Here is a 20,929-nt window from a genome sequence, read left to right on the forward strand (position 1 = left end):
AACATGGCAATAATAATCAATATTGATGTGATGCTGGCTAAAAGGAAAATGAGCGTAACGGAACTTTCGGAAAGGGTTGGAATAACGATGGCTAACCTTTCTATATTGAAAAATGGAAAGGCAAAAGCGATTCGACTATCCACGTTAGAAGCGATTTGTAAGGCTTTGGACTGTCAGCCGGGAGATCTTTTGGAATACAAAAGTGAAGAGCGCACTCAAGGAGAATAAATCATTTAGGTAGGCTGCTGCTTCTTATGGAACTGACGGAGTGGAATAGTTGAATAGTGCTCTTTCTTCAACTATTGGGCCTGATTTTTTTTTCTGTTTTTAGAGAAATGGAATTTAAAAAAGCCATCCAAAATAGGTGGCTTGTTATATTTGTCATTCTTGTTTTATAAATGAAGAACCTGCTGTATCAAGTCATTGATGATGTACCCTCTGTTAATTTTCATGAAACAGCAATTCTCCAATTACTTAGGAAACTTTATAAATAATAACACCACTAATTCTGAGATATATTAATAACAGCAATAATGCAACAATGCATATCGTTCCGATTGAAGCTAAAACATTAAGGATTATAGTAGCTTTAGTACTGAACAGCTTACAAAATACAATATAAACTCCAACTCCAATAATTCCACCTAATGTATTTCCCATAAAGTCAGTTATATCGCTAGCTCCTATAGCAAAGATGAATTGCAATCCTTCAAATAGCAAACTAACTCCTGCTATTACTGTAATCCTTTTCAAGAAAGACCAATTTGATTTTAGCATACTGATATAAATTCCAAATGGGATAAATGCAAGTACATTATAGTTTATTTCATTAAAATCTATTTGGTTATTAACATTAGCTGAACCAGCAAAAGGGATTAAGTTGATTTCCCTAAAATCCGGCAAGCCTTGGAATGAAAATTGCATTTTAAAGACTATAATCCATGTTAATGCAAATAAATATACGGCCAACAAGCCAGCAGTTATTCTTTTTTGAGTGTTTTTTGATTTTTCCATATAAATCCTCAATTCCTAATTCATTTTCATAACCTATGCTTTAACCTACTTTACACTATGCTATCATCACCGAAAATTTTTCAGATTTGATCTTCTACTTTATCTTGGGATACCGATATATCTTAATATTAAAGGCTAATGCAAAAACCAATAAAATCCCCACTTTTTCATTTTTATTCTCCTCCATAAAGTAACTTGTATATAGGATAGGAAAAACATCTAAAATAAAAAGTGGGGTAAATATTAAATTTTTCTTAAATTTTCACTTGGAATTTATTATTAATATTCTTAGGAATCCGCCATTGGTAATTATGTCTTTAAAATAAAATTACGATGTTTGAAGATAGATGCGAGGTTTTGTATAAAGTTGTGATACTTTATCTTTTCAATCAAAGATTTCTAAATGAGTTTTGATTAAACTTTTTTATACAATGGAGAGTCCATTTAAAAGGAAAGGAAACCATTTTGATTTCTTTTATTAGCCATAGCTTGGGGCTTACAGAATTGGTTCGTAGTATTTTTGATATAGCATTTATATGGTGGTTCAGAACATTTTTTATGGAACTAACAGGTTCATTAGCTCAAGATCGGAGCTGTCTTTAAGGCAGCTTTTCTTATGGAACTATCGGGGCAGGTTAGCATTCCTGTAGTTCGTTATTTTTGAACTTTGATAAAAATAGGGCTCCTCAGTAAGATATGAGTAAGACGCGACTCTAACTCAAAACCTTAGGAGGAACCCATACTATGAAGTTTAAAATGCAGGACAAACAAAATCAACTAATAGAAAGAATTACTGATAAGCATCTCGTTGTTGGGGTGGATATTGCACAACAATTTCACGTTGCTCGAGCCGTAAATTATCGAGGGATCGTAGTAGGTGAGCCTCTTACCTTTGAAAATAACGAAGAAGGCTTTAACAGATTTCTAGAATGGATCAATAAACTAAAAGGTAAAAACAGCTTAGACACAACTATAGTCGGTATGGAACCTACAGGTCATTACTGGATTAATCTATCGAAATGGTTATCTAACGAAAAGATTGATGTCGTAACAGTCAATCCTCACCTTGTAAAAAGAAATAAAGAAAATCGAGATAACACTCAGTCCAAAAGTGATAAAAAAGACGCTCTCGTGATTGCGGATATGGTGAAGAATGGATACTATGCCTTTGTTCGTTCAACTCCAGAGTCTTTCGAAAAACTTCGAGTCCTTATGTCTAACCGTGACGTAATCGTTAAACGTCTCGTTAGTTCTATTAACCAATTAAATCGTTGGGTAGATGTTGTTTTTCCTGAGCTACGGCAATTGTTTAAAGATGTGAAAGGCAAAGGGGCTATCGCAACTCTACGATTATTTCCGACACCAATCGAGTTACGTTCGATGGAACCTCAAGATATTGTGGCCAAATGGAAATCCGTAATGAAGCGTCAGCCTGGGCTGAAAAAAGCTTATCAACTTATAGATTTAGCTAAGCGTTCTATCGGATCGCACCAAGCACATGATGCTTACAAGCTACATTTAGAACAACTACTGGAAGAGTATGATCTAGCTACAAAGCAACTCGAAAGAGTGGAACAAGAAGTCACTAACGTGCTTCAACGAATTCCTTTCGCAAAGAAACTGCTCGCTATAAAAGGGATCAGTGAAATCTCTTTAGCTGGCATTTTAGGGGAAGCTGGAGATTTAAGTGGATTCGACCACGGTAATTCTCTACTTCGACATGCAGGGTTACATCTTTCCGAGGCGAGCTCTGGTAAATGGAAAGGACAAATTGTCATTTCTAAACGAGGGAGATCCAGACTGCGGCGTTTCTTATACTTAGCGACGATGAGCCTTGTCATGAATAACCCTGAGTTTAAAGCGTTGCACGCCAATAATGTTAAGGTGAAAAATATAAAGAAAATGAAATCAATTATGAAATTGGTTGGTAAACTGGCTCGAGTATTTGTAGGCATAGCCAAACGAAATGAATCGTATTCTCCAGAAAAATTACAACTTTTTTCAGCTCTGGCAGCGTAGTTTTTATTGAATAAATGATGCTTTTCAGGTTCTCGAAGGGAACCACTTAAAAATCATTAACATGATTTTCAGCTTATCTTTTGTCGAATGTTTTCTTATTCGTAGGATTTTAAAGATGCACGGAGTACCAGATTTATTGAACAAAAGGGCACTGACCCATTAGGTTAGCATAACTGGCCTCCACCCCTTGGATAGGCATGACGAAGGAATGAGAGGGCATATTTTTTTATGACCCGTTGAGACATGGGAGGGAAAGCCTCCAGGGGCGGCGTGGAGATTACGTGCATTATATGGTAAAATATGGAGTTATTTATTACTCCTTTATTTAACTATGTCTCCACGAAGTCATAATAATCTAAGCTCAATGCTTTTAACCGTTAATGTATTTTCAAGGGTTATGAAATCCTGCGAATAAGTGAGCATTCGAGAGATATAGCTATCATACTGAGGGAGTTGAATAACGAAAAAAGCCCAATTTCTCAATTTTAATGCTGAGAAATTGGGCTTTTTAATATCGAAATTTCCTTAACGTTGTAAATCTGCATTTTCCTGACGCTACCCCTTATAGAACGAACAGGTGCCGTTCGATTAAAATGTCAACAAATAGAAAAAAAGGGTTGACATTTTTAAGAAATTTTTTTTCTTTTAACTATTCTAGTTGGATGATTAAGACCGAATTTCACTCGTATTATGCTACTGCTAAACCCTATAAATCCTCCAACAATTGCTGGGATAATCCACCCTAGTCCTACATCATACAGAGGAAGAATTTCATGAAAGAAATTATTAATGGATGAAAAGCGTATACCAGCTCGGTTTAAACCATCAAATAAACTAATGATAAATGTTAAAAGTAAGCTTCCTTGATACACTTCAGCTTTCCCTTTAAATAAAGAATGAAAAAACGTTAAGAAAATTAATACAATAGCTAATGGATAAATAGCTGTTAGGAGAGGAATTGAAACTGCAATTAACTGTGTTAGCCCAATATTGGCAACTATTGCACTAAAAATAGATAAACTAATAGCAATTGTTTTGTAAGATACCTTTGGAAATAGTTTATGGAAGAATGAAGAACAAGATGTAACAAGTCCTACGCTTGTTGTTAAACAAGCTACTGTAATCATTAACCCTAATAATATCCCGCCATAAGCTCCAAAATAATAATCCGAGACTTTTGCTAAGATGGTACCTCCATTTTCCAGGTGTCCAAGTTTTTCTACACTTGAAGCACCCATATAAGAAAGAGCTGAATACATGGTTGCTAGGAAAAAGGCAGCAATTCCAGTTGCTTTTGCACAAACAACCATAATTTGTTTTTTTGTTTTTGCACCTTTTTCTTTAATGGCATTAATGATGATGATGCCAAAAACAAAAGATGCAAGCGTATCCATTGTTAAATAACCTTCTCTAAACCCATTAAAAAAAGGTTGAACTGAATAATTCTTAATAGGTGCTTGAAAATCTCCGATTGGATGTTTAAAAGCAACTACTACTAGGATTCCAATGAACGTTATCTTGATTGGTGTTAGTATTTTCCCGACAATTCCGACAACTCTCGCGGGATTGATCGAAAAAAGGCACGTAATGCTAAAAAAGATGAGTGTAAAAATAAGTAAAGGTGTAGAGCCTGAATTTTCGGACAAAAAAGGTTTTACACCGATTTCAAAAGAAACGTTTCCTGATCTAGGCAAAGCAAATAAAGGACCAATGGCTAAATAAAGAACGGTTGTGAATACAATACCAAATACAGGATGTACCCGACCTGCTAACGACTGTAAATCATCGTTCCCCGAAAAACCAAGTGCTAACACACCAAGTAACGGTAGGCCGACTCCTGTTATTAAAAACCCTGCATTTGCTGACCAGATATTTATTCCTGCTGATTGACCAAGCATTGGTGGAAAAATTAAATTTCCTGCCCCAAAAAATAGAGCAAATAACATTAAACCAATAACTACTATAAATGAAAATGGTACTTTAGTAGGCAAATTAAACCCTCCATAAAATAACTGAATTTCACTTTTTGAAAAAAGTAATTTTCAAAAAAATTATTCACAAACTAAATACATAAGATTTTATCGTATTATGACTAGATAAAATTAATTTCAATGTAAATTTTAAGTTTCTCCTTTTGGGTGGCCTTATTTAATATGCAATAGGTTCTTTAAAATTTTAACGACAAGCAGAACTATTACTACCATGATAACGATTAAATGATAATCGGTGTGAATTACAGGGAATTCCCCTTAGCTCCCTATTAGTGATGTGTAATTATTAACTGAAATACCATTTTATTGATATTAATATATTGTAATATATACTGCTTACTCTTTAAAGGATAAAAAGGAGGAAAAAACAAGAAATAAAGTTGTCATTAGGAGGTATAAAGTGGATTATGGACTATGGCAGGTTAGTTGCAGAAAGGCTATTCTATTTTCAAATAAGGGACATAAAATAAATAGAACCCGACACAATAAAAATGAACTATATAAGGGAAGGTTTTATATCGGTGTTGAAGGTAACCTTGAAAAGTACTTTTTTTATTTTCAATGTATCTAACTTTATCCAAAGTGTTCAAACGGAAGAAAATTATAAAACAGAAGGGAAAGTAGTTTATCAAATCCACTATGATTATAAATCAAAAGCACTTTATGTTAATTATAACAATGAAATGAATACCATTTGGCGATGAATTATTTTACTAAGTTTTTAATGTTTTTACTGATATATGCAAAGTTAGCGGTACACTAAAAAAGTAATAAGGTTTACTTCAGTAAAATAAGGTATATTATATTGGTTGAATAGATTCTCTTTAAAGACAAGAAAAGTAGGTGAACAAAGTGGGAAAATATCAATTGGATACCAAAGGTAAGGTAGCTGTGACAAAGTTTCATGAAAAACATATGCCTGCCAAATTTGATAAAAAGCAGCAACTTGAAAAAATCCGTGCGGAGTATTTGAAAAAGAAGCAAAAACAAACAGATAAATAATATGATTTAAAACATAGGAAGACTAAAATCTCCCTATGTTTTTTTTATTCGAAGTTCTTTTTTCAATGGATGACACAGTTTATTATTATTCCATAAATTTCAGATTAGGTGACAAAAAACTCGTCATCAGATATCCATTCTCACTGAAAATTCAATAGAGCAGCCGTTATTTTGGATACACCAGTAATCTCCAGCAGAAATTTTAAAAACATTTGGATACTCACTAGGCTTAGGATGCTTCTTAAATCTTTGTATTCTTATGGAATTTAGAGGTTAAGTTAGGTGGGGTTAATAGAGTGGACAAAGACTTTTTTTGGTCTATATTTACAACGATATTTGGCATTATCGCAACCTGGACTGGTTTGATTTATACGACTCGTTTTCGGTTTGATAATAGCAAATTTTTTGAACACATCAAATATATAAGCCCTTACCACAAACAGTTAATTATTGGTTTCTTAAAGTTTTATTTATTTTCGGAGGATTAATGTGTGTTGTTTTGGGTCTATACGGAATTCTTTAAGGTATTCCTTATAGAACTAACGGAGCAAGATTGGATTTGAGTCAATATTTTGGACACTAAAAAGTTAAATCTTAAGCTGTATTCCTAATTCGATCTTCAATGGCTTGAGGGGTTTGATAACCCAAGCTGCTGTGAATTCTTTTTCGGTTATACCAACCTTCAATAAATTGGAACATCGCTAATTTAGCTGTTTCATAGTCTAGATATTGTACGTGGTTGACTTCTTCCTTCTTTAATAGGGCATGAAAGGATTCAATACAGGCATTATCGTACGGGCAACCTTTCTGACTAAAGGATTGCTTAATATGATGGTTTTGGATATGTTGAGTAAACTCACTGCTTGTATATTGTGAGCCAAGATCGGTATGAAGAACTAAGCCCTCCGAGGGCTTTTGTGATAGGTGTGCGTTATTGAAAGCTTTTATGACCAGTTCTGTCGTCATTGAACGAGAAAATGAATATCCTACTATTTTCTTAGAATGAAGGTCCAATACCGAAGCTAAATAACACCATCCGTCTTTTAACGTGTGGATATACGTAATATCTGCTACCCATTTCTCATTAATGGTCTGAGTAGTGAAGTCTCGTTTTAGCAAATTATCCAATTGAATAACCTTTTCTTTAGATGGATAGGGACGGTATTTTTTCTTAGTAATAGAACGAATTCTCGCCTTGCTCATTAAGCGTTGAACACGCTTTAGACTTAGGGAAAACCCTTTGGTTAATAAGCTTTCATGAATCTTTGGAGCCCCATATCGTCCCTTGCTTTCCAGGTAAATGAGATGAATTTCCTTCGTGAGTTCTTGGTTTTCCTGTTCACGATTTGATACGACTATTTGAAGGGACTGATAATGGCTGCTTCTTGGGATTTCTAGTATTTCACACATCTTCTGTACGGGATATTGTTTCTTGTGTTCCTCAATAAATTCGGTAAGATCTGTTTCGGTTACTTTTTCGCGAATATGGCCATAGCCTTTTTTAAGATTTCAACTTCTTGCTTTAACCGAAGGTTTTCCTTCTGAATGGCGGCTAATTCCTTTGGAGTCATGGACTCTTCCCCTAAACCGATTGGAGTAAATTCTTTAACCCATTTATAAATGGTGACTTCTGATACGCCATATTCGCCGCTTAATTCTTTGACCGAATTACCCGAGTGATAAAGATCTACAATAGTCTTCTTGAATTCATTATTATATTTTTCACCTGTATTTTTACGTTCCAAGACGGACACATCCTCTCAAAAATCATTGTAAGGACTTAACTAAAATGTGTCCATGAAACTATACTAACTCCAGATAGTTCCATAAGGAATACTGTTAAGTGAAATTAAGGTCGGTTAAAAACGCTTGTCCTGTTATTCCATTAAAGGGCCGGATTTTGTAGGATTGGAAAATTTTGATTCTACAAATAATTGGAGGATTAGAAGAAGGAAAGCTATGATAATTAGAGATGTAAGTTTATGCTTTTTTATGTAATAATTATTTTGTAGAAATGAAAAGTTACAATTCATACATAGTGAAGGTGGGGATCTTAGTGGCAATGGGAACGCATACTGTAGTAGTTCCAGTGGATGTACAAGCAGTTTGGGATTATGTCAGTGATCTCGAAAAATGGGCAACGACAGTACCAGCCTATAAAGAACATGAAATCATAAATGACAAGCAATCTATTTGGACATTTGAAGGTAGTGTGAAAGGTATTAAAAAAACAATACAAGCGCAGGTAGATATTACCGAATGGAATGAACCTTCAAACATTAAGTTTGAACTAAAAGGTTTATCAGATAATTTTACAGGAAGCGGTCACTTTACTGCAGAAGATGTTAATGGTAAAACAATAATGACTTGTACGGTGGAAATCCATGCAGGCGGATTATCCGGTGCGGTGTTAACACCAATTATTAAATGGGCTGTTCCAAAAGTAGCATCTCGTTTAACGGAATCTATCGCACGTAAAATTGCAGTATTCTCATAGTATTCAAAGATTAAAAGCCAATTTATTTTGGAGATACCTTCTCTGAAGTATAGATGGTAACATTCTGAAGTAACCAATATAATGATGAGCTCTACTAGAAATTTTATAATTAGCGGAAATGGGGCTGTCCAAAAGGAGGGCCTCCTTTTTTCAACATTCCAGAATCGCTCTTCTTAATGAACCAACAGGTGCGTTAGTTGAATTACAGGGCGAAAACTGGCTTCTTAAAACCCCGGAGGATATTGTGCAGTTAAATACTATAAAAGGACAAAATCCTTATGGGATGCTAACTCTATTATTAGGTCTAGCATCCTTTATTTTTGGGCCACAGTATATAATTATTCCTATCGTATCTTTGTTATTGGGTTTTATTACTTACCGGTCCTTTGATTCTGATACAGAGAAAAATCCTTCCAAAGGGTTTTGGAGGGGTATTTGGCATGGCCAGAAATAGTATATCATAAGGGAAATGGAAATTTCAGAGAAAGATATTGACATCCTGTTAGCTGGTTTACTTCAAAAAATAGGGTTGATGCTGCAGTCTTTTTTATGGAACTAAAGGGGGGATCTATCTTAGGTGTAGAGTGACAATTTTGTTCATTAATACAACTTATATTCATTTAAATTTCAGAAGCTTCTGGTTGGAAACCTCCTATATTTCTATCTTCGACTACCATGCGCAATCCACGCTTCGGTCTGAGTGTAATAGACGGAAGTGGCTTTACTTCATGATGGTCAGGCGCCAGCCTTATCCGATATCGTTGAGCAATGCATGCTAGGACAAGCACAGCTTCCATCACTGCAAAATGATTACCGATACAAACTCTCGGACCTCCGCCAAATGGAAAGTAAGCGAACGGAGGTAGGGTTTTCATAAAGTTGTTTTCAAATCGCTCAGGTTTAAAGGAATCGGGATTATCAAAATACTCAGGCTTGTGGTGCATCACATACTGACTCAACAGGATCATATCGCCTTTTTTAAAAAGATACCCTCCAATTACCACATCCTCCGCCACTTCCCGTTGTATGATATAGGCAGGCGGGTATATGCGCATTGATTCATAGATAACATTTTGTGTGAATGTTAATTTCATAAAATCGCCAGTTGTTAGATTACGGTTGCCGATTACGCTATCTATTTCATTGAAAAGTTTAGTTTCCACATCAGGGTGTTGGGAAAGCAAGTATAAGGTCCAGGAAAGCACATTTGCTGTTGTTTCGTGACCGGCAAGGAAAATGGTCATTAACTCATCACGTAACTGCTTGTCTGTCATAGCTAAGCCATCCTCATCATCTCGAGCATCCATTAGAATCCCAAGCATATCCTCATGTCTCTCTGCCTCTGTTCTACGTTTTTCAATAAAGCTATAAATCACCTTATCAAGTCTCTGTTTCGCAATGTTATATTCACGGTTGTTTTTAGTTGGAACCCATAGTGGCATTTGAAGTGTTCGCATTCTTTTAACGGCAATTCTCATGAAGGCCTCTATAGGTTCCCCGAGCATGCCATATCCTTCTTTGAGGTTCATGCTGAACATGGTCTTGCTGATAATACCCAGTGCAAGGCTCATCATATCCTCCGTAATAATCCTTTCTTCTCTGTTTTTCCAAGTGGAAATATAGTCCATTGTTATATCAATCATATCCTGACCATAATTGCTAATATGAGACTTTTTGAAAGAGGGTTGAATAAGCCTTCTTTGGCGCATGTGAATTTCTTTTTCACTTGTAAGAAGGCCTTCTCCGAGTACTGGTTTTAAAGCAGAGAAGTCCTTTGATTTCAAGAAGGATTTTTGTTTTGTTACAAGTACCTGCTTAATTAAATCTGAATTTGAAATAAGGTAAACATTATGGAAAGGTCCAAAACGAATTTTAGCCACTTCTCCATATTCTTTTGCTAAACGGGTAAGAAAGCCAAGTGTATCTGAAATAAACTCCTTTGAATGGCCAGTAATTAATTTTCCTTTTGGGCCTGGAGAATCATTTGAAAAATTTGTGTCACTCATGGGTTTGTTTCCTCCATTTCGGTATAATTACTTGTATTCATTCTATGAGGAAAGTATTGATTGGTTTGGACAAGTTGTTAATAAGAAAACTTATTCGTAGGATTTCAAATATGTACGGAGTACCATATTTCTTCAACAAAAGGGCACTGACCCATCAGGTTAGCATAACTGGCCTCCACCCCTTGGATAGGCATGACGAAGGAATGATAGGGCAATTGACCCGTTGAGATATGGGAGGGAAAGCCTCCAGGGACGGTGTGGAGAATGTATCATTATATGGTAAAATGTGGAGTCTCGTACAATTCCTTTATTTAACTATGCCTTCACGAAATCTTCATCTCCTGAAATCACTCCATTTAACCGTGACCTTACAATCAAGGGTTATGAAATCCTGCGAATAAGTGAGCATTCGAGAGATATTCGCATCAAACTGAGGGAGTTGAAGAAGGATTTGAATCCGAAGTTAAAGAATTACTATTTGTTATGCGATCTTCATAAATTTCCACTAAATAAGCCCCTCTCTAATTAGTGATTGTGTTGTTTTCATCTACAACTAAATGGACAGGATAATTATATAAAGATTTAAAAGGGGTAAAATATGCTTTTTCATATCATTGTTGGTTTTATACTTCCTTGGGTCCTAGGGGTTTATTTGTTTAGAAATCAGACAAGGCTTTTTATTACTTTTTTTCCTATTGGTGTGGCTGTAGCCACTTTAATAAATGATATTGGATTTAACTATTTTTGGGAGATGGATAAAAATTTTAAAGATTTATCGTTACCCTCAATTCCCTATAATCTAGGTCTTTATCCTATACTGTGCTGTTTATTTATTTGTAGCATTCATTATAAAAAAATTTCTACTCTAATTACTTTTTTAGTCTTTACCTTAGGTACAAGCTTTTTGGAAAGTTTAATTGTATTATTAGGTAAATTAGAATACCGGAATGAATGGAATATATATTGGTCTTCGGTCAGTTATCTGATGGTATATTTAATATTTTATGGTTATTACAAATTAGTCCGAAAATTGATTTTATTTAAATAAAGGGTCCTTTAATTCTACATAAAAGCATTATCCTACTTTAGAAAAAAATACCCTTGTGGAACACTAACGGGTGCTTTCCTTCATTAAGGAAGGTTGCTGAGGCAGCCTTTTTCTTATGGCACTAACGGGGCAGTCTAGTTGCATAAGGAACGTGATAGCTATAAAAAAGCAAACTCGCCAAAACTGCGGCGAGTTTGCTTTTTTATTTGAAAATAACGAAGTCAAATAAGTGACTTTTTTTATTCTACTCTTTATGTCTCCTTTTTAAAATTTTTCTAACGAAATAAATCTAAAAGATCGTTAATCATCATATGCAGAAGAATTAAAACTTCTTGACTTAGAGCATACTCTAAGTATTAAACTTTCCTTGTGTTTCAAACTAAATTAGAAGAATCGGTAATCAGTAATTATTGGAGGCAAATAAAATGACATATTCTGTTAGTGAATTTTCTGAAATCATTGGAGTAAGTGCACATACATTGAGGTTTTATGAAAGAGAAGGGCTAATTAAGGTTAATAGAGACGTTAACAACGTAAGAATATACTCAGATGAAAATAAAGCATGGATGGAATCTTTGCTCCACTTAAAAAACACGGGAATGTCTCTGAAAGATATGAAAAAATTTGCCATGTGGGGCCACCTTGGGGAAGAAACAATGGGAGATAGGTTAGACCTACTTAAAAATCATCGTAAAAAAGTAATGGAAGAATTGGAGAAACTTCATCATAGTTTAGAGCATTTGGATAATAAAATACAGTTTTATGAAAATGAATTAGGTGACTGTTTCGAGCAAAAATAACTAGCCAGTTGTTCTTTGTTTTGCATATCTTTAATCTGCTTTAGAATACTACTTCTATTATCGTTTTATATTACTGGGGAAAATTAAAATAAAAAATGCTTGCTTTTGAGTGTACTCAAAGGAGTAAACTATTTTTTACAACATTAAGTATAAAAAGGTTGTAATTATCCTTTTATAGATTGGTGCAAGAAATAACTAGAAAAATATTTCTAAATATGTATAAAGAGGTGATAAAAATGAACCCTAAATACACCAACTTATTGGCGTCTTTCACTTTTAAAAATGGCATTACCCTTAATAATAGAGTAGTTATGGCACCAATGACAACTTGGTCCAGTAATGATGATTACACCATTTCAGATGAAGAAGTAGAATATTATAAAAGAAGAGTTAATGGAGTAGGACTTGTTATATCTGGATGTACTCATGTGCAACCAAACGGTATTGGTTTCACTCATGAATTCGCAGCTTATGACGATAAATTCATTCCAAGTCTTCGGAAATTGGCTGATGCCGCCAAAAGCGGGGGAGCTCCTGCAATACTCCAAATTTTCCATGCAGGAAACAAAGCACTTCCTACTCTAACTCCAGATGGTGAAGTGGTAAGTTCCAGTGCTGTAGAGACTGAAACAACTGCATTTGCTCCTTCCGTATTACCTAGAGAACTTTCACATGAAGAAATAATGGAAGTGATTTATGCATTTGGAGAAACAACAAGGCGAGCCATTGAAGCTGGATTTGATGGTGTTGAAATTCATGGCGCACACGGATTTTTACTTCAAAACTTCTTCTCTCCTTTCTTCAATAGACGTGAGGATGAATGGGGTGGAACTTTAGAAAATCGTTTACGTTTCCCATTGGCAGTCATTCAGGAAATGAAAAATGTGATTAAGAATCGTGCGAAAAGCCCGTTTATTTTTGGTTACAGAATATCACCTGAAGAACAAGGTGGTTATGGAATGGAAGATACGTATGAATTAATTGACCGTCTGGTTGAACAGGATTTGGATTATATTCATGCTTCGCTTGATGATGTATCTTCAAAACCACGAGGTATTGAAGATGGAAAAACACGACTTGAATTAATTGTTGAACATGTAAACGGCAGAGTTCCTGTAATGGCCGCAGGCTCGATGGTAACTGCTGATGAAGTTGCATCTGCATTAGATAAGGGTCTATCTCTAGCAGCAGTTGGTCATACGTTAATCATGAATCCAGACTGGGTAGAAAAGGTTCAGAATGGAAAAGAAACTGAAATTAAGACAACCATTAAGACTTCACAAGTGGACGATCTTATGCTTCCAGAAAAACTTTGGGGCATAATTCAAGCTTCAGGTCCATGGTTTAATATCGAAGATTAAAATCGAAAAGAAAAGTTACTGTCTTTATTACGTATAGAAAGGAATTAATTATATGTCAAATATCCAAGATAAGGTTGTCATTATAACGGGTGCCTCTAGTGGGATTGGAGAAGCTACTGCTAGAGAACTTGCATCTAAAGGAGCGAAGCTGGTTCTGGCAGCTCGTAGACAAGAACGTTTAAAGAAATTACAAGAAGAAATTCATCAGAATGGCGGTCAAGTTATTTTTAAGGTGACTGACGTTGCTTCACATGAACAAATGGAAGAGTTAGCTGAATTTGCTCTTAAAGAGTTTGGGAAAATTGATGTAATAGTCAATAATGCTGGTGTTATGCCTCTATCACCTGTTCATCAGAAAAAAATCAATGAATGGAATACGATGATTGATGTGAACATAAAGGGTGTACTTTATGGTATTGCTGCTGTGCTTCCGTCAATGAGAGAAAGAAAAGAAGGGCATATTATTAACGTTTCCTCTATCGCTGGTCATTTAGTCTTCCCTGCGAGCTCAGTTTATAGCGGTACAAAGTTTGCTGTACGTGCTATCACTGAAGGTCTCCGTATAGAAGAGGCTAGCAACAATATTCGTACAACGATTATTTCGCCTGGAACTATTACTACTGAATTGCTTGAAACTATTTCAGATCCAGAATTGAAATCTGCCATTGTGGAAGATACTAAAATTGGAATCGAACCTGCAAGCATTGCTCGTGCCATTGGATTTGCAATCGAACAACCATCAGATGTAGCGATTAATGAGATGATTGTTCGTCCAACCATTCAAGAACTCTAAAAGAAACTTTTGTAATGAGGCAGCCCCACTTTTTTGGGGCTGCTTGTTTATTACCTTATACTTTGCAAATAATGAAAGGTTGAGAAAATGCTATATTCAGATACATTTGCAATAGGACTTATTCCCATTGTACGTGATTAGATAATATACTTTTATTTGAACGTTTAATGTTTAAATGGAAATTAATTCATTAATAAAATTAAAAAATAGATTAAATTTTAAGTTTGTGAAGCATTGTACTTAAACTAACGGTTGCGTTAGTTCACTAAAAGAAAAAAGGAGAGTACATATTAGACATGGCTAATATGTACTCTCTTTTATTTATTAAGGTTTTTTATAATTAGGTCTAGATAATTTTGAAAAACTAACAAACATTAAAGGACCGTCAATAGACCTGTTTTTTGTACGAAAGAAGGATGGCCACCAAGTTTCGACGAATATATTAATATACTTTTTGGAGGTGTTGGATATGGGGATTTGTTGTGGAGAGTGTCACGTTGAATTAAAGAGTGATGATTATGTCACATTGGATGAATTTAGCACGCTGAGGCACACATATTGCGGTTATGATCTTATTGCCGAGCTGATCAAGGACATCGGGACTTATCGAAATATCAAAACAAAGTATTGGTTTTCCCGTGAGCGTACTAAATGAAAATCGGTAAAATCTTGGAGTTATGCACCAGCGAATAAGGAACATAAATATGTTCAATCTTTATTATAAAAGAAGAATCCAATTAAATAGTATAAGGGCATGTTTTGATTAATCTTTTTCAAAACATGCCCTTTCTATTTATTCATTTATCAAGGTTGCTTGTATTAAAAAAATACCCTCGTGTCGTTTTGAAATAAAGTTGCGACGTGTTAAAAAATAAAGAAAAGACACCCTAAGGTGCTTTTTCCCTCTCTAGAAGCCTCAACTCGAAAATAACGAACCGACAACCAAAGACAACGTTTGCTCGTAAACGGCATGTGCGGTCTGCACATCACCAAAATGTCCGCACATGTAAAGATGGATAACACCGTGAAGCGACGCCCAGAAGATACGGACGACGGTTTCCGTGTCATACGGACCGGTAATCAGTCCCTGCTCTTGCGCATTACCAATTACCGTCAACAATTGCCGCATGGCTGTTACGGTGCCGTGTATGCTCTCCTCGTCTGGTTTGAAATCCGCGAAGGCTCCTCCGAACATCAGCTTGTAATAACCGGAATATCGCTGTCCGAATTGCCAGAAGGTTTCGCCTAAATTAAACAGCTGCTGCATCGGATCGTCAGCGCGCGGCGTTCTCTCGAATTCGTTGGCGAGAAGCTTGCAGCCGTCGAGATAAAGCTGCTGAGCCAGTCCATCTTTATTGACAAACAGGTTGTATATGATTTTGGTTGAGCAATTCATCTTCTGCGCAACTTTACGCACCGTCACAGCTTCAGGACCCTCATCGTACAAAATCGTTGCCGCAGCATCGACGACGAGCTTTCGAAGATTTTCAATATTTTTCAAGCGAGCCTCCTGATACGTTTCCAACTTTTTCGTATTTGCATCGAAGGAATTATTTTGGTCTGTCATCGCTATCATCCTCAATTAATACATTTTTAATAAGAAACAATGTTTCCAGCTCTTAACAGGAATTTTAATATAATTGTCGGAGCGTTGTCAATGTTGCAAGGGATGCCAAAAACCAACGATTCAAAAAACGATGTTGACTTTCTTAAAAAGCTTAGTTACAATGATTTCAATTGGAAACAGTGTTACCAGAATACATCATAATTCTTGACTCTTATGAGAGTCAGGAATTATTTTTAAGGGAAAGGTAACACTGTTTCCTAATTATAAAAAAGTGGATAGGAGAGTTGCACAATGAACATAAAAGGAAATTGGGCGCTTGTCACGGGAGCTTCATCCGGCATCGGAGAGCAATTCGCCCGACAATTGGCCAAAGAGGGTGGCGACCTTGTACTCGTAGCCCGATCGAAAAACAAGCTGGAGAGCCTGGCATCGGAGCTTAGAAAGAAATACGGCGTCAAGGTCGAGGTGATTCCTACCGATCTTGGCAAAGAGGGCGCGCCAGGCGAGTTATATCGGCAATGTCAACTTCTGAATTTAGAGATCGAATTGCTAGTCAACAACGCCGGCTTTGCCACGCACGGTTTGTTTGAACAAGTGTCAGGCGTGCGCCAGCATGAGGAAGTCATGCTCAATGTTGCCGCTGTTGTAGATATGACGCACTTGTTCTTGCCGGATATGTTGTGTAGAAACTCCGGGGCCGTTATCAATGTCGCATCGACCGCCGGATTTCAGCCCCTTCCCTATATGGCCGTATACGGAGCAACGAAAGCCTTCGTCTTGTCGTTTACCCAAGCCTTGTGGTGGGAAAACCGCAACAGTGGCGTCCAATTTTTCACGCTTTGTCCCGGAGCGACGGACACCGGCTTCTTCAACGTCGTAGGCGCGGAAGAAGCCGCCGTCGGAAAGAAAGACACACCGGAGCGGGTAGTGGAAGTTGCGCTTCGGGCATTGAAGGACGGGAAACTGTATGTCGTTCCGGGTACACAGAATTATATAGGTACGCAGATCGGACGATTCATGACGAGGAAACAGGGACTTCGTCTCGTTGGCGGCATGCTTCGTCCACGCGACGGCTCCGCCAACAATAAGAAGTCGGCCGGTCCGTCCGATCTTGCAGGATGGATGATCGAGGAGGTGCACTGATGGCTAAATCGGCAAATATTTCAGCTAATGCTTCTGTCCATCAACCCATCCGGGAAAGTCATGGAAAGCTGGCACATTCAATTCGAGAAGGCAGAATAAACTTTAGATACACTGAAATTGATTAAAATATTTTATAAAAATTGAACTGGAATATTCTGAATAGTAATCTATTTTGATCAATCTTTTTTCAAAATAGATTCTTTTTATTTATCGTAAAATGTGGGTTTGCGAGATATCTTTGATTAAACTTTATTTAAAAGCTACACCTCGAAAGAGGGTGGAGTTTGATTGAATTACTAGTAGGATAAAGAGGTGGAAGTACATCGAGTAACCAATTGTACGAACGGGGCAGGATAGTTAGAGAGTCCTGTTTAACCTCTGTTCAGCAATTGGGTCAGATAATTGAGCAATAAAATAAGTTATTAGATTGTCTTTCAAACTCTATCACTCTTACAGCGATTTCATAAATTCTAACATTGTGTAATGAAACTTATGTTACTTTATTAATGGAGGTGACATTTATGAAAAACAAACCGATCTATGTGGAAATTCCAATTCAGGCAACTATAGACGAAGTATGGCGTATGACTCAAAAGCCTGAACTACATGAACAATGGGATTTGCGTTTTTCTTCTATTACCTATTTACCGAAAAAATCAGAAGATGATCCGCAATCCTTTTTATATGAAACGAAATTGGGATGTTGGGTAAAAGTCGCTGGCTGGGGTAAAAGCATCGGTACGCATAATAAGAAGGATGGTTCAAAGACATCTTCTCTTCACTTTGGTACCGATCAAAAAATTTCGCCAATTTGTGAAGGTAAAGGATATTGGCAGTATATTCCGACAGATAACGGAACCACATTTCTCACCCAATATGACTATGATGTACGTTATGGGTTCTTTGGACGGCTTTTAGACATCTTTTTTCGGCCAATCATGGGGTGGGCAACAGCTCTAAGCTTTGATGTGCTAAAACGCTGGATCGAAAAGGGGGAATCGCCACGATCACAGTATGTACGTTTCATTATTAACACTATAGTAACAATGCTCTTTTTCTTTGTTTGGCTTTATCATGGGCTAATACCGAAGATTATTGCCAAACATCCTGAGGAAGTATCGATGCTATCTAGTTTAACTTCCTTGGAGGGGACTGCTGCTGTAAAGGGTGTAGGGATAATAGGCGTTCTCGAGATTTTATTTGCAGTGGTATGGCTTCTTTATCGTAAGAAAAGACATTTACTTGTTCTGCAGATGATTGCTTTTCCAGTATTGACCATTAGTGCCTTGATCGCTAGTCCTTCATTCTCATTACACCCGTTTAACCCTCTTACATTTAATGCTAGTCTGTGGGTTCTTTCCATTATTAGCTTCTTACTCGCAACTGATTTGCCATCGGCAACAAGTTGCAAGCGTACGAGAAAGGGTGAATCATAATGACAATCTACCAAGACCTCTTAGGTGAGGATTTTCAAAGACTTCATCCTAAGCTGCAAGAGCGTTATGCCCTACCAATTGATAAACCGTTTAATGGGGTCGGAATGATGTCAAAAATTGAAACGGGGGCTTTCTGGCTAAAACCCTTTTTTAAATTAGCAACACGCTGGAAATTTCTTTTTCCCGAAAACGGGAAGGATGTACCGTTTTCAATCAAAAATACCTGTAGATCATTGCCGACTGGTGAGGCAGAAATATATTGGGAGCGTACTTTTTATTTTAAAGAGATTACTCGGCATTTTAATGCGTTTATGACGGTTGATACAAAGCGTGGTGTTGTGAAGGATTATTTAGGGGAGCCGGGCTTATTTTATTCGGATTTAAAGTTTACGGTGACACCTGAAGGGCGCATAAACATTCGCTCTGGGCCTCAACGTATCGTTATAGGTAACCTAGAGTTTCCAATTCTTCGGTTATTAGAAGGAGTTGTGAACGTTGAGGAAGGGTACGATGATGCCCGAGAAGTATTTACGATTCAAGTCGATATACGAAACCGAATCGTAGGAAGGTTGATGGCTTATGAAGGCGAATTTAAGGAGCAGACTGTTTAGTTCAATCACCATTGCAGGTGTGTTCTTTTTCATAGCAAGCAGCATTTTGACATCTGAACCCTATTTGTTAATGCTGACAGCTGCACAGTTGATTTTCGTGCCACTTATGCTCCAGCTACTATTAGAAACAAAGAGGAAACATATTATTTTCAATTGTATTGCTATGCTCTCCATCTTTTTATTGCAAGTTATCCCATCAAGTACAGGACAGATGGTACTCGCTTTCATTTATATGATTTTAACCTTTTTTGTGGCATGTCATGGGCTAAAACGGTTTTTTCAGCGTGGTTTTACAAACTGGGCAGAAATATCGATTGATATCGGGATGATGTATTTATTTGTAGGCGGACTATGGTTCTTTGCTTATATTGCGGGAATTGATACAGGTTTTAGTCCACTAATCACTTGGTTAACAGCTATTCATTTTCATTACTCTGCCTTCTTATTGCCCATATCTCTTGGGTTTTTTGGACGCTTACACGATTCAACATGGTATCGATTAATTGTGCCAATTATTTTATCGGGTCCCATACTCGTCGCCATTGGCATTTCATTTTCGCCGTTACTGGAATTCATCTCTGTGTTGCTTTACATATTTGCCATTTACACCTTAATCGTACTTGCATACCGAACACGCTTCCTTTCACACTTGCAGACGATATTAATACGGCTATCATTCAGTGCACTAGGCATCACAATCTTATTTTCATTGCTTTATGCGACAAATAATTCGTTTGGACTTTGGTTTGTTAGTATTGATTTTATGCTGAAATTTCATGGCTTATTTAACTGTTTAATTTTTGGTATGTTAGGCGTACTCGGTTGGGTGCTTGTCCCTCCTAAAACGAAGCAGGATGTCTGGAATTTCCCAGTGAGCCGAATTCGAGGTGCGTTAAAAGGAGCAGGCAAGCAACACCCAGGACTAGTGGATGAACTAAGTGATTTTGTTGATATCAAAACTTTACCAAAAACAATCGTCCAGTTTTATGAGAACACAGATCAGTATCGGTTATTTGCTTCTGTAAAATGGGCCACTTGGTTTATACCGTTTGCGGTGTGCTATAAATTGATAAGTACAAAACTACAGCAGTTGAACCTGCCCATCTCAAGTAAACGTACTGAAATGACATATAAAATACGTGCTGTTGATCAAACGCTAGATGGGAGGGAAAATCCACGCGCATGGATTCGCCAGGTGAAGGAGAATACCGTATTTGTGGCCATTTATTCTCAGCATAAAACGGAGGGCAGGACGTATATGAATATAGCACTTCCTCTTCCTTATTCGTCAATGATTGGTATTTTACAGCTTGACGCTATCGATGGCTCTCTTATTCTTTCGAGCGAGGGAGAAAGTGACTCTGGTATTTATTTAGCAGCTGGCAAAGCGCTTTTCAAGCTTCCATTATCCGAGCACTTTTTAATTAATGAAACAATTGCGGGAATACTCACAGCCCATCACAAAATGCGAATCTTTGGCATGCCTTTCTTACATATTGATTACACCATAAATCAAAAATGATGGTGTTTAATGCTTATTGGGGGATTTAAAGACCTGAAATTCAATAATTGGAGGACAATAGTTTTTCTAATTATTTATACAATCATTGATACGACTTATTCCATTATAGGGAGCGATTC

General features: G+C 36.8%; 19 protein-coding genes. 14 read left to right on the plus strand and 5 right to left on the minus strand.

Features of this window, described 5'->3' with window-relative positions; translation table 11 throughout:
• Positions 1-3 precede the first annotated feature (3 nt).
• Complete coding sequence (locus AC0VX1_RS01775; protein ID WP_063574460.1) at positions 4-228, plus strand: helix-turn-helix domain-containing protein; 225 nt, start codon at positions 4-6, stop codon at positions 226-228.
• 246 nt (positions 229-474) lie between these two features.
• On the opposite strand, the gene AC0VX1_RS01780 is transcribed toward AC0VX1_RS01775, so the two are convergent.
• The gene (locus tag AC0VX1_RS01780; RefSeq protein ID WP_475469669.1) at positions 475-1,014 is read right to left on the minus strand and encodes a VanZ family protein; all 540 of its coding nucleotides are present in this window, start codon (positions 1,012-1,014) and stop codon (positions 475-477) included.
• Between the two features lie 744 nt (positions 1,015-1,758).
• On the opposite strand from AC0VX1_RS01780, the gene AC0VX1_RS01785 reads away from it, so the two are divergent.
• Positions 1,759-3,033 carry an IS110 family RNA-guided transposase gene (locus AC0VX1_RS01785; protein WP_475469670.1) on the plus strand — a complete coding sequence of 425 codons (1,275 nt, stop codon included), beginning with the start codon at positions 1,759-1,761 and terminating at the stop codon, positions 3,031-3,033.
• Positions 3,034-3,659: 626 nt separating this feature from the next.
• Here AC0VX1_RS01785 and brnQ read toward each other — a convergent pair.
• Entirely contained in the window at positions 3,660-5,024 is a 1,365-nt protein-coding gene (brnQ, locus tag AC0VX1_RS01790) for a branched-chain amino acid transport system II carrier protein (protein WP_475469671.1), read from the minus strand.
• A gap of 852 nt (positions 5,025-5,876) precedes the next feature.
• On the opposite strand from brnQ, the gene AC0VX1_RS01795 reads away from it, so the two are divergent.
• Positions 5,877-6,026 carry a hypothetical protein gene (locus AC0VX1_RS01795; protein WP_034306261.1) on the plus strand — a complete coding sequence of 50 codons (150 nt, stop codon included), beginning with the start codon at positions 5,877-5,879 and terminating at the stop codon, positions 6,024-6,026.
• 594 nt (positions 6,027-6,620) lie between these two features.
• On the opposite strand, the gene AC0VX1_RS01800 is transcribed toward AC0VX1_RS01795, so the two are convergent.
• A protein-coding gene (locus tag AC0VX1_RS01800; protein WP_475469672.1) for an IS3 family transposase occupies positions 6,621-7,771 on the minus strand; the annotation gives its coding sequence in 2 pieces (ribosomal slippage) (positions 6,621-7,522 and positions 7,522-7,771; 1,152 coding nt in all).
• A gap of 317 nt (positions 7,772-8,088) precedes the next feature.
• Here AC0VX1_RS01800 and AC0VX1_RS01805 point away from each other — a divergent pair.
• Entirely contained in the window at positions 8,089-8,523 is a 435-nt protein-coding gene (locus AC0VX1_RS01805; RefSeq protein WP_225989259.1) for a CoxG family protein, read from the plus strand.
• A gap of 620 nt (positions 8,524-9,143) precedes the next feature.
• Here the strand turns inward: AC0VX1_RS01805 and AC0VX1_RS01810 are convergent.
• Positions 9,144-10,529: a cytochrome P450 gene (locus AC0VX1_RS01810; RefSeq protein WP_369316820.1), complete on the minus strand. Its 1,386-nt coding sequence runs from the start codon at positions 10,527-10,529 to the stop codon at positions 9,144-9,146.
• Between the two features lie 598 nt (positions 10,530-11,127).
• Here AC0VX1_RS01810 and AC0VX1_RS01815 point away from each other — a divergent pair.
• From AC0VX1_RS01815 to AC0VX1_RS01835, 5 genes are all read left to right on the plus strand, one after another.
• Positions 11,128-11,577: a CBO0543 family protein gene (locus AC0VX1_RS01815; protein ID WP_475469673.1), complete on the plus strand. Its 450-nt coding sequence runs from the start codon at positions 11,128-11,130 to the stop codon at positions 11,575-11,577.
• Positions 11,578-12,002: 425 nt separating this feature from the next.
• Positions 12,003-12,377: a MerR family transcriptional regulator gene (locus AC0VX1_RS01820; protein WP_411739391.1), complete on the plus strand. Its 375-nt coding sequence runs from the start codon at positions 12,003-12,005 to the stop codon at positions 12,375-12,377.
• Positions 12,378-12,613: 236 nt separating this feature from the next.
• Positions 12,614-13,738: an NADH-dependent flavin oxidoreductase gene (locus AC0VX1_RS01825; protein ID WP_475469674.1), complete on the plus strand. Its 1,125-nt coding sequence runs from the start codon at positions 12,614-12,616 to the stop codon at positions 13,736-13,738.
• Between the two features lie 52 nt (positions 13,739-13,790).
• Positions 13,791-14,531, plus strand: a complete 741-nt coding sequence (locus tag AC0VX1_RS01830; RefSeq protein WP_411739393.1) for an SDR family oxidoreductase — start codon at positions 13,791-13,793, stop codon at positions 14,529-14,531.
• A gap of 469 nt (positions 14,532-15,000) precedes the next feature.
• Complete coding sequence (locus AC0VX1_RS01835) at positions 15,001-15,186, plus strand: hypothetical protein (RefSeq protein WP_034306238.1); 186 nt, start codon at positions 15,001-15,003, stop codon at positions 15,184-15,186.
• Between the two features lie 261 nt (positions 15,187-15,447).
• On the opposite strand, the gene AC0VX1_RS01840 is transcribed toward AC0VX1_RS01835, so the two are convergent.
• On the minus strand, positions 15,448-16,098 hold the full coding sequence (locus AC0VX1_RS01840; protein WP_063574439.1) for a TetR/AcrR family transcriptional regulator: 651 nt from the start codon (positions 16,096-16,098) through the stop codon (positions 15,448-15,450).
• Between the two features lie 291 nt (positions 16,099-16,389).
• On the opposite strand from AC0VX1_RS01840, the gene AC0VX1_RS01845 reads away from it, so the two are divergent.
• From AC0VX1_RS01845 to AC0VX1_RS01865, 5 genes are all read left to right on the plus strand, one after another.
• Positions 16,390-17,241: an SDR family NAD(P)-dependent oxidoreductase gene (locus tag AC0VX1_RS01845; RefSeq protein ID WP_475469675.1), complete on the plus strand. Its 852-nt coding sequence runs from the start codon at positions 16,390-16,392 to the stop codon at positions 17,239-17,241.
• Positions 17,241-17,366 carry a hypothetical protein gene (locus AC0VX1_RS01850; protein ID WP_262983613.1) on the plus strand — a complete coding sequence of 42 codons (126 nt, stop codon included), beginning with the start codon at positions 17,241-17,243 and terminating at the stop codon, positions 17,364-17,366. Before AC0VX1_RS01845 ends, AC0VX1_RS01850 begins: the two co-directional genes overlap by 1 nt.
• Positions 17,367-17,762: 396 nt before the next feature.
• Entirely contained in the window at positions 17,763-18,677 is a 915-nt protein-coding gene (locus AC0VX1_RS01855; protein ID WP_475469676.1) for a DoxX-like family protein, read from the plus strand.
• A complete protein-coding gene (locus tag AC0VX1_RS01860; RefSeq protein ID WP_475469677.1) occupies positions 18,677-19,288 on the plus strand; it encodes a DUF4166 domain-containing protein in 612 nt (203 codons plus the stop codon). Before AC0VX1_RS01855 ends, AC0VX1_RS01860 begins: the two co-directional genes overlap by 1 nt.
• Positions 19,257-20,810 (plus strand): YndJ family protein, encoded by a 1,554-nt coding sequence (locus tag AC0VX1_RS01865; RefSeq protein ID WP_475469678.1) that lies wholly within the window; start codon positions 19,257-19,259, stop codon positions 20,808-20,810. Before AC0VX1_RS01860 ends, AC0VX1_RS01865 begins: the two co-directional genes overlap by 32 nt.
• Positions 20,811-20,929 lie beyond the last annotated feature (119 nt).

The sequence above is a fragment of the Peribacillus sp. QJM3NY_7 genome (assembly GCF_056173225.1).

Bases quoted from the DNA above. Each gene is read 5' to 3' on its own strand.
- AC0VX1_RS01775 (WP_063574460.1), top strand. From the start codon at position 4: ATGGCAATAATAATCAATATTGATGTGATGCTGGCTAAAAGGAAAATG.
- AC0VX1_RS01780 (WP_475469669.1), bottom strand. From the start codon at position 1,014: ATGGAAAAATCAAAAAACACTCAAAAAAGAATAACTGCTGGCTTGTTG.
- AC0VX1_RS01785 (WP_475469670.1), top strand. From the start codon at position 1,759: ATGAAGTTTAAAATGCAGGACAAACAAAATCAACTAATAGAAAGAATT.
- AC0VX1_RS01805 (WP_225989259.1), top strand. From the start codon at position 8,089: ATGGGAACGCATACTGTAGTAGTTCCAGTGGATGTACAAGCAGTTTGG.
- AC0VX1_RS01810 (WP_369316820.1), bottom strand. From the start codon at position 10,529: ATGAGTGACACAAATTTTTCAAATGATTCTCCAGGCCCAAAAGGAAAA.
- AC0VX1_RS01815 (WP_475469673.1), top strand. From the start codon at position 11,128: ATGCTTTTTCATATCATTGTTGGTTTTATACTTCCTTGGGTCCTAGGG.
- AC0VX1_RS01820 (WP_411739391.1), top strand. From the start codon at position 12,003: ATGACATATTCTGTTAGTGAATTTTCTGAAATCATTGGAGTAAGTGCA.
- AC0VX1_RS01825 (WP_475469674.1), top strand. From the start codon at position 12,614: ATGAACCCTAAATACACCAACTTATTGGCGTCTTTCACTTTTAAAAAT.
- AC0VX1_RS01830 (WP_411739393.1), top strand. From the start codon at position 13,791: ATGTCAAATATCCAAGATAAGGTTGTCATTATAACGGGTGCCTCTAGT.
- AC0VX1_RS01835 (WP_034306238.1), top strand. From the start codon at position 15,001: ATGGGGATTTGTTGTGGAGAGTGTCACGTTGAATTAAAGAGTGATGAT.
- AC0VX1_RS01840 (WP_063574439.1), bottom strand. From the start codon at position 16,098: ATGACAGACCAAAATAATTCCTTCGATGCAAATACGAAAAAGTTGGAA.
- AC0VX1_RS01845 (WP_475469675.1), top strand. From the start codon at position 16,390: ATGAACATAAAAGGAAATTGGGCGCTTGTCACGGGAGCTTCATCCGGC.
- AC0VX1_RS01850 (WP_262983613.1), top strand. From the start codon at position 17,241: ATGGCTAAATCGGCAAATATTTCAGCTAATGCTTCTGTCCATCAACCC.
- AC0VX1_RS01855 (WP_475469676.1), top strand. From the start codon at position 17,763: ATGAAAAACAAACCGATCTATGTGGAAATTCCAATTCAGGCAACTATA.
- AC0VX1_RS01860 (WP_475469677.1), top strand. From the start codon at position 18,677: ATGACAATCTACCAAGACCTCTTAGGTGAGGATTTTCAAAGACTTCAT.
- AC0VX1_RS01865 (WP_475469678.1), top strand. From the start codon at position 19,257: ATGAAGGCGAATTTAAGGAGCAGACTGTTTAGTTCAATCACCATTGCA.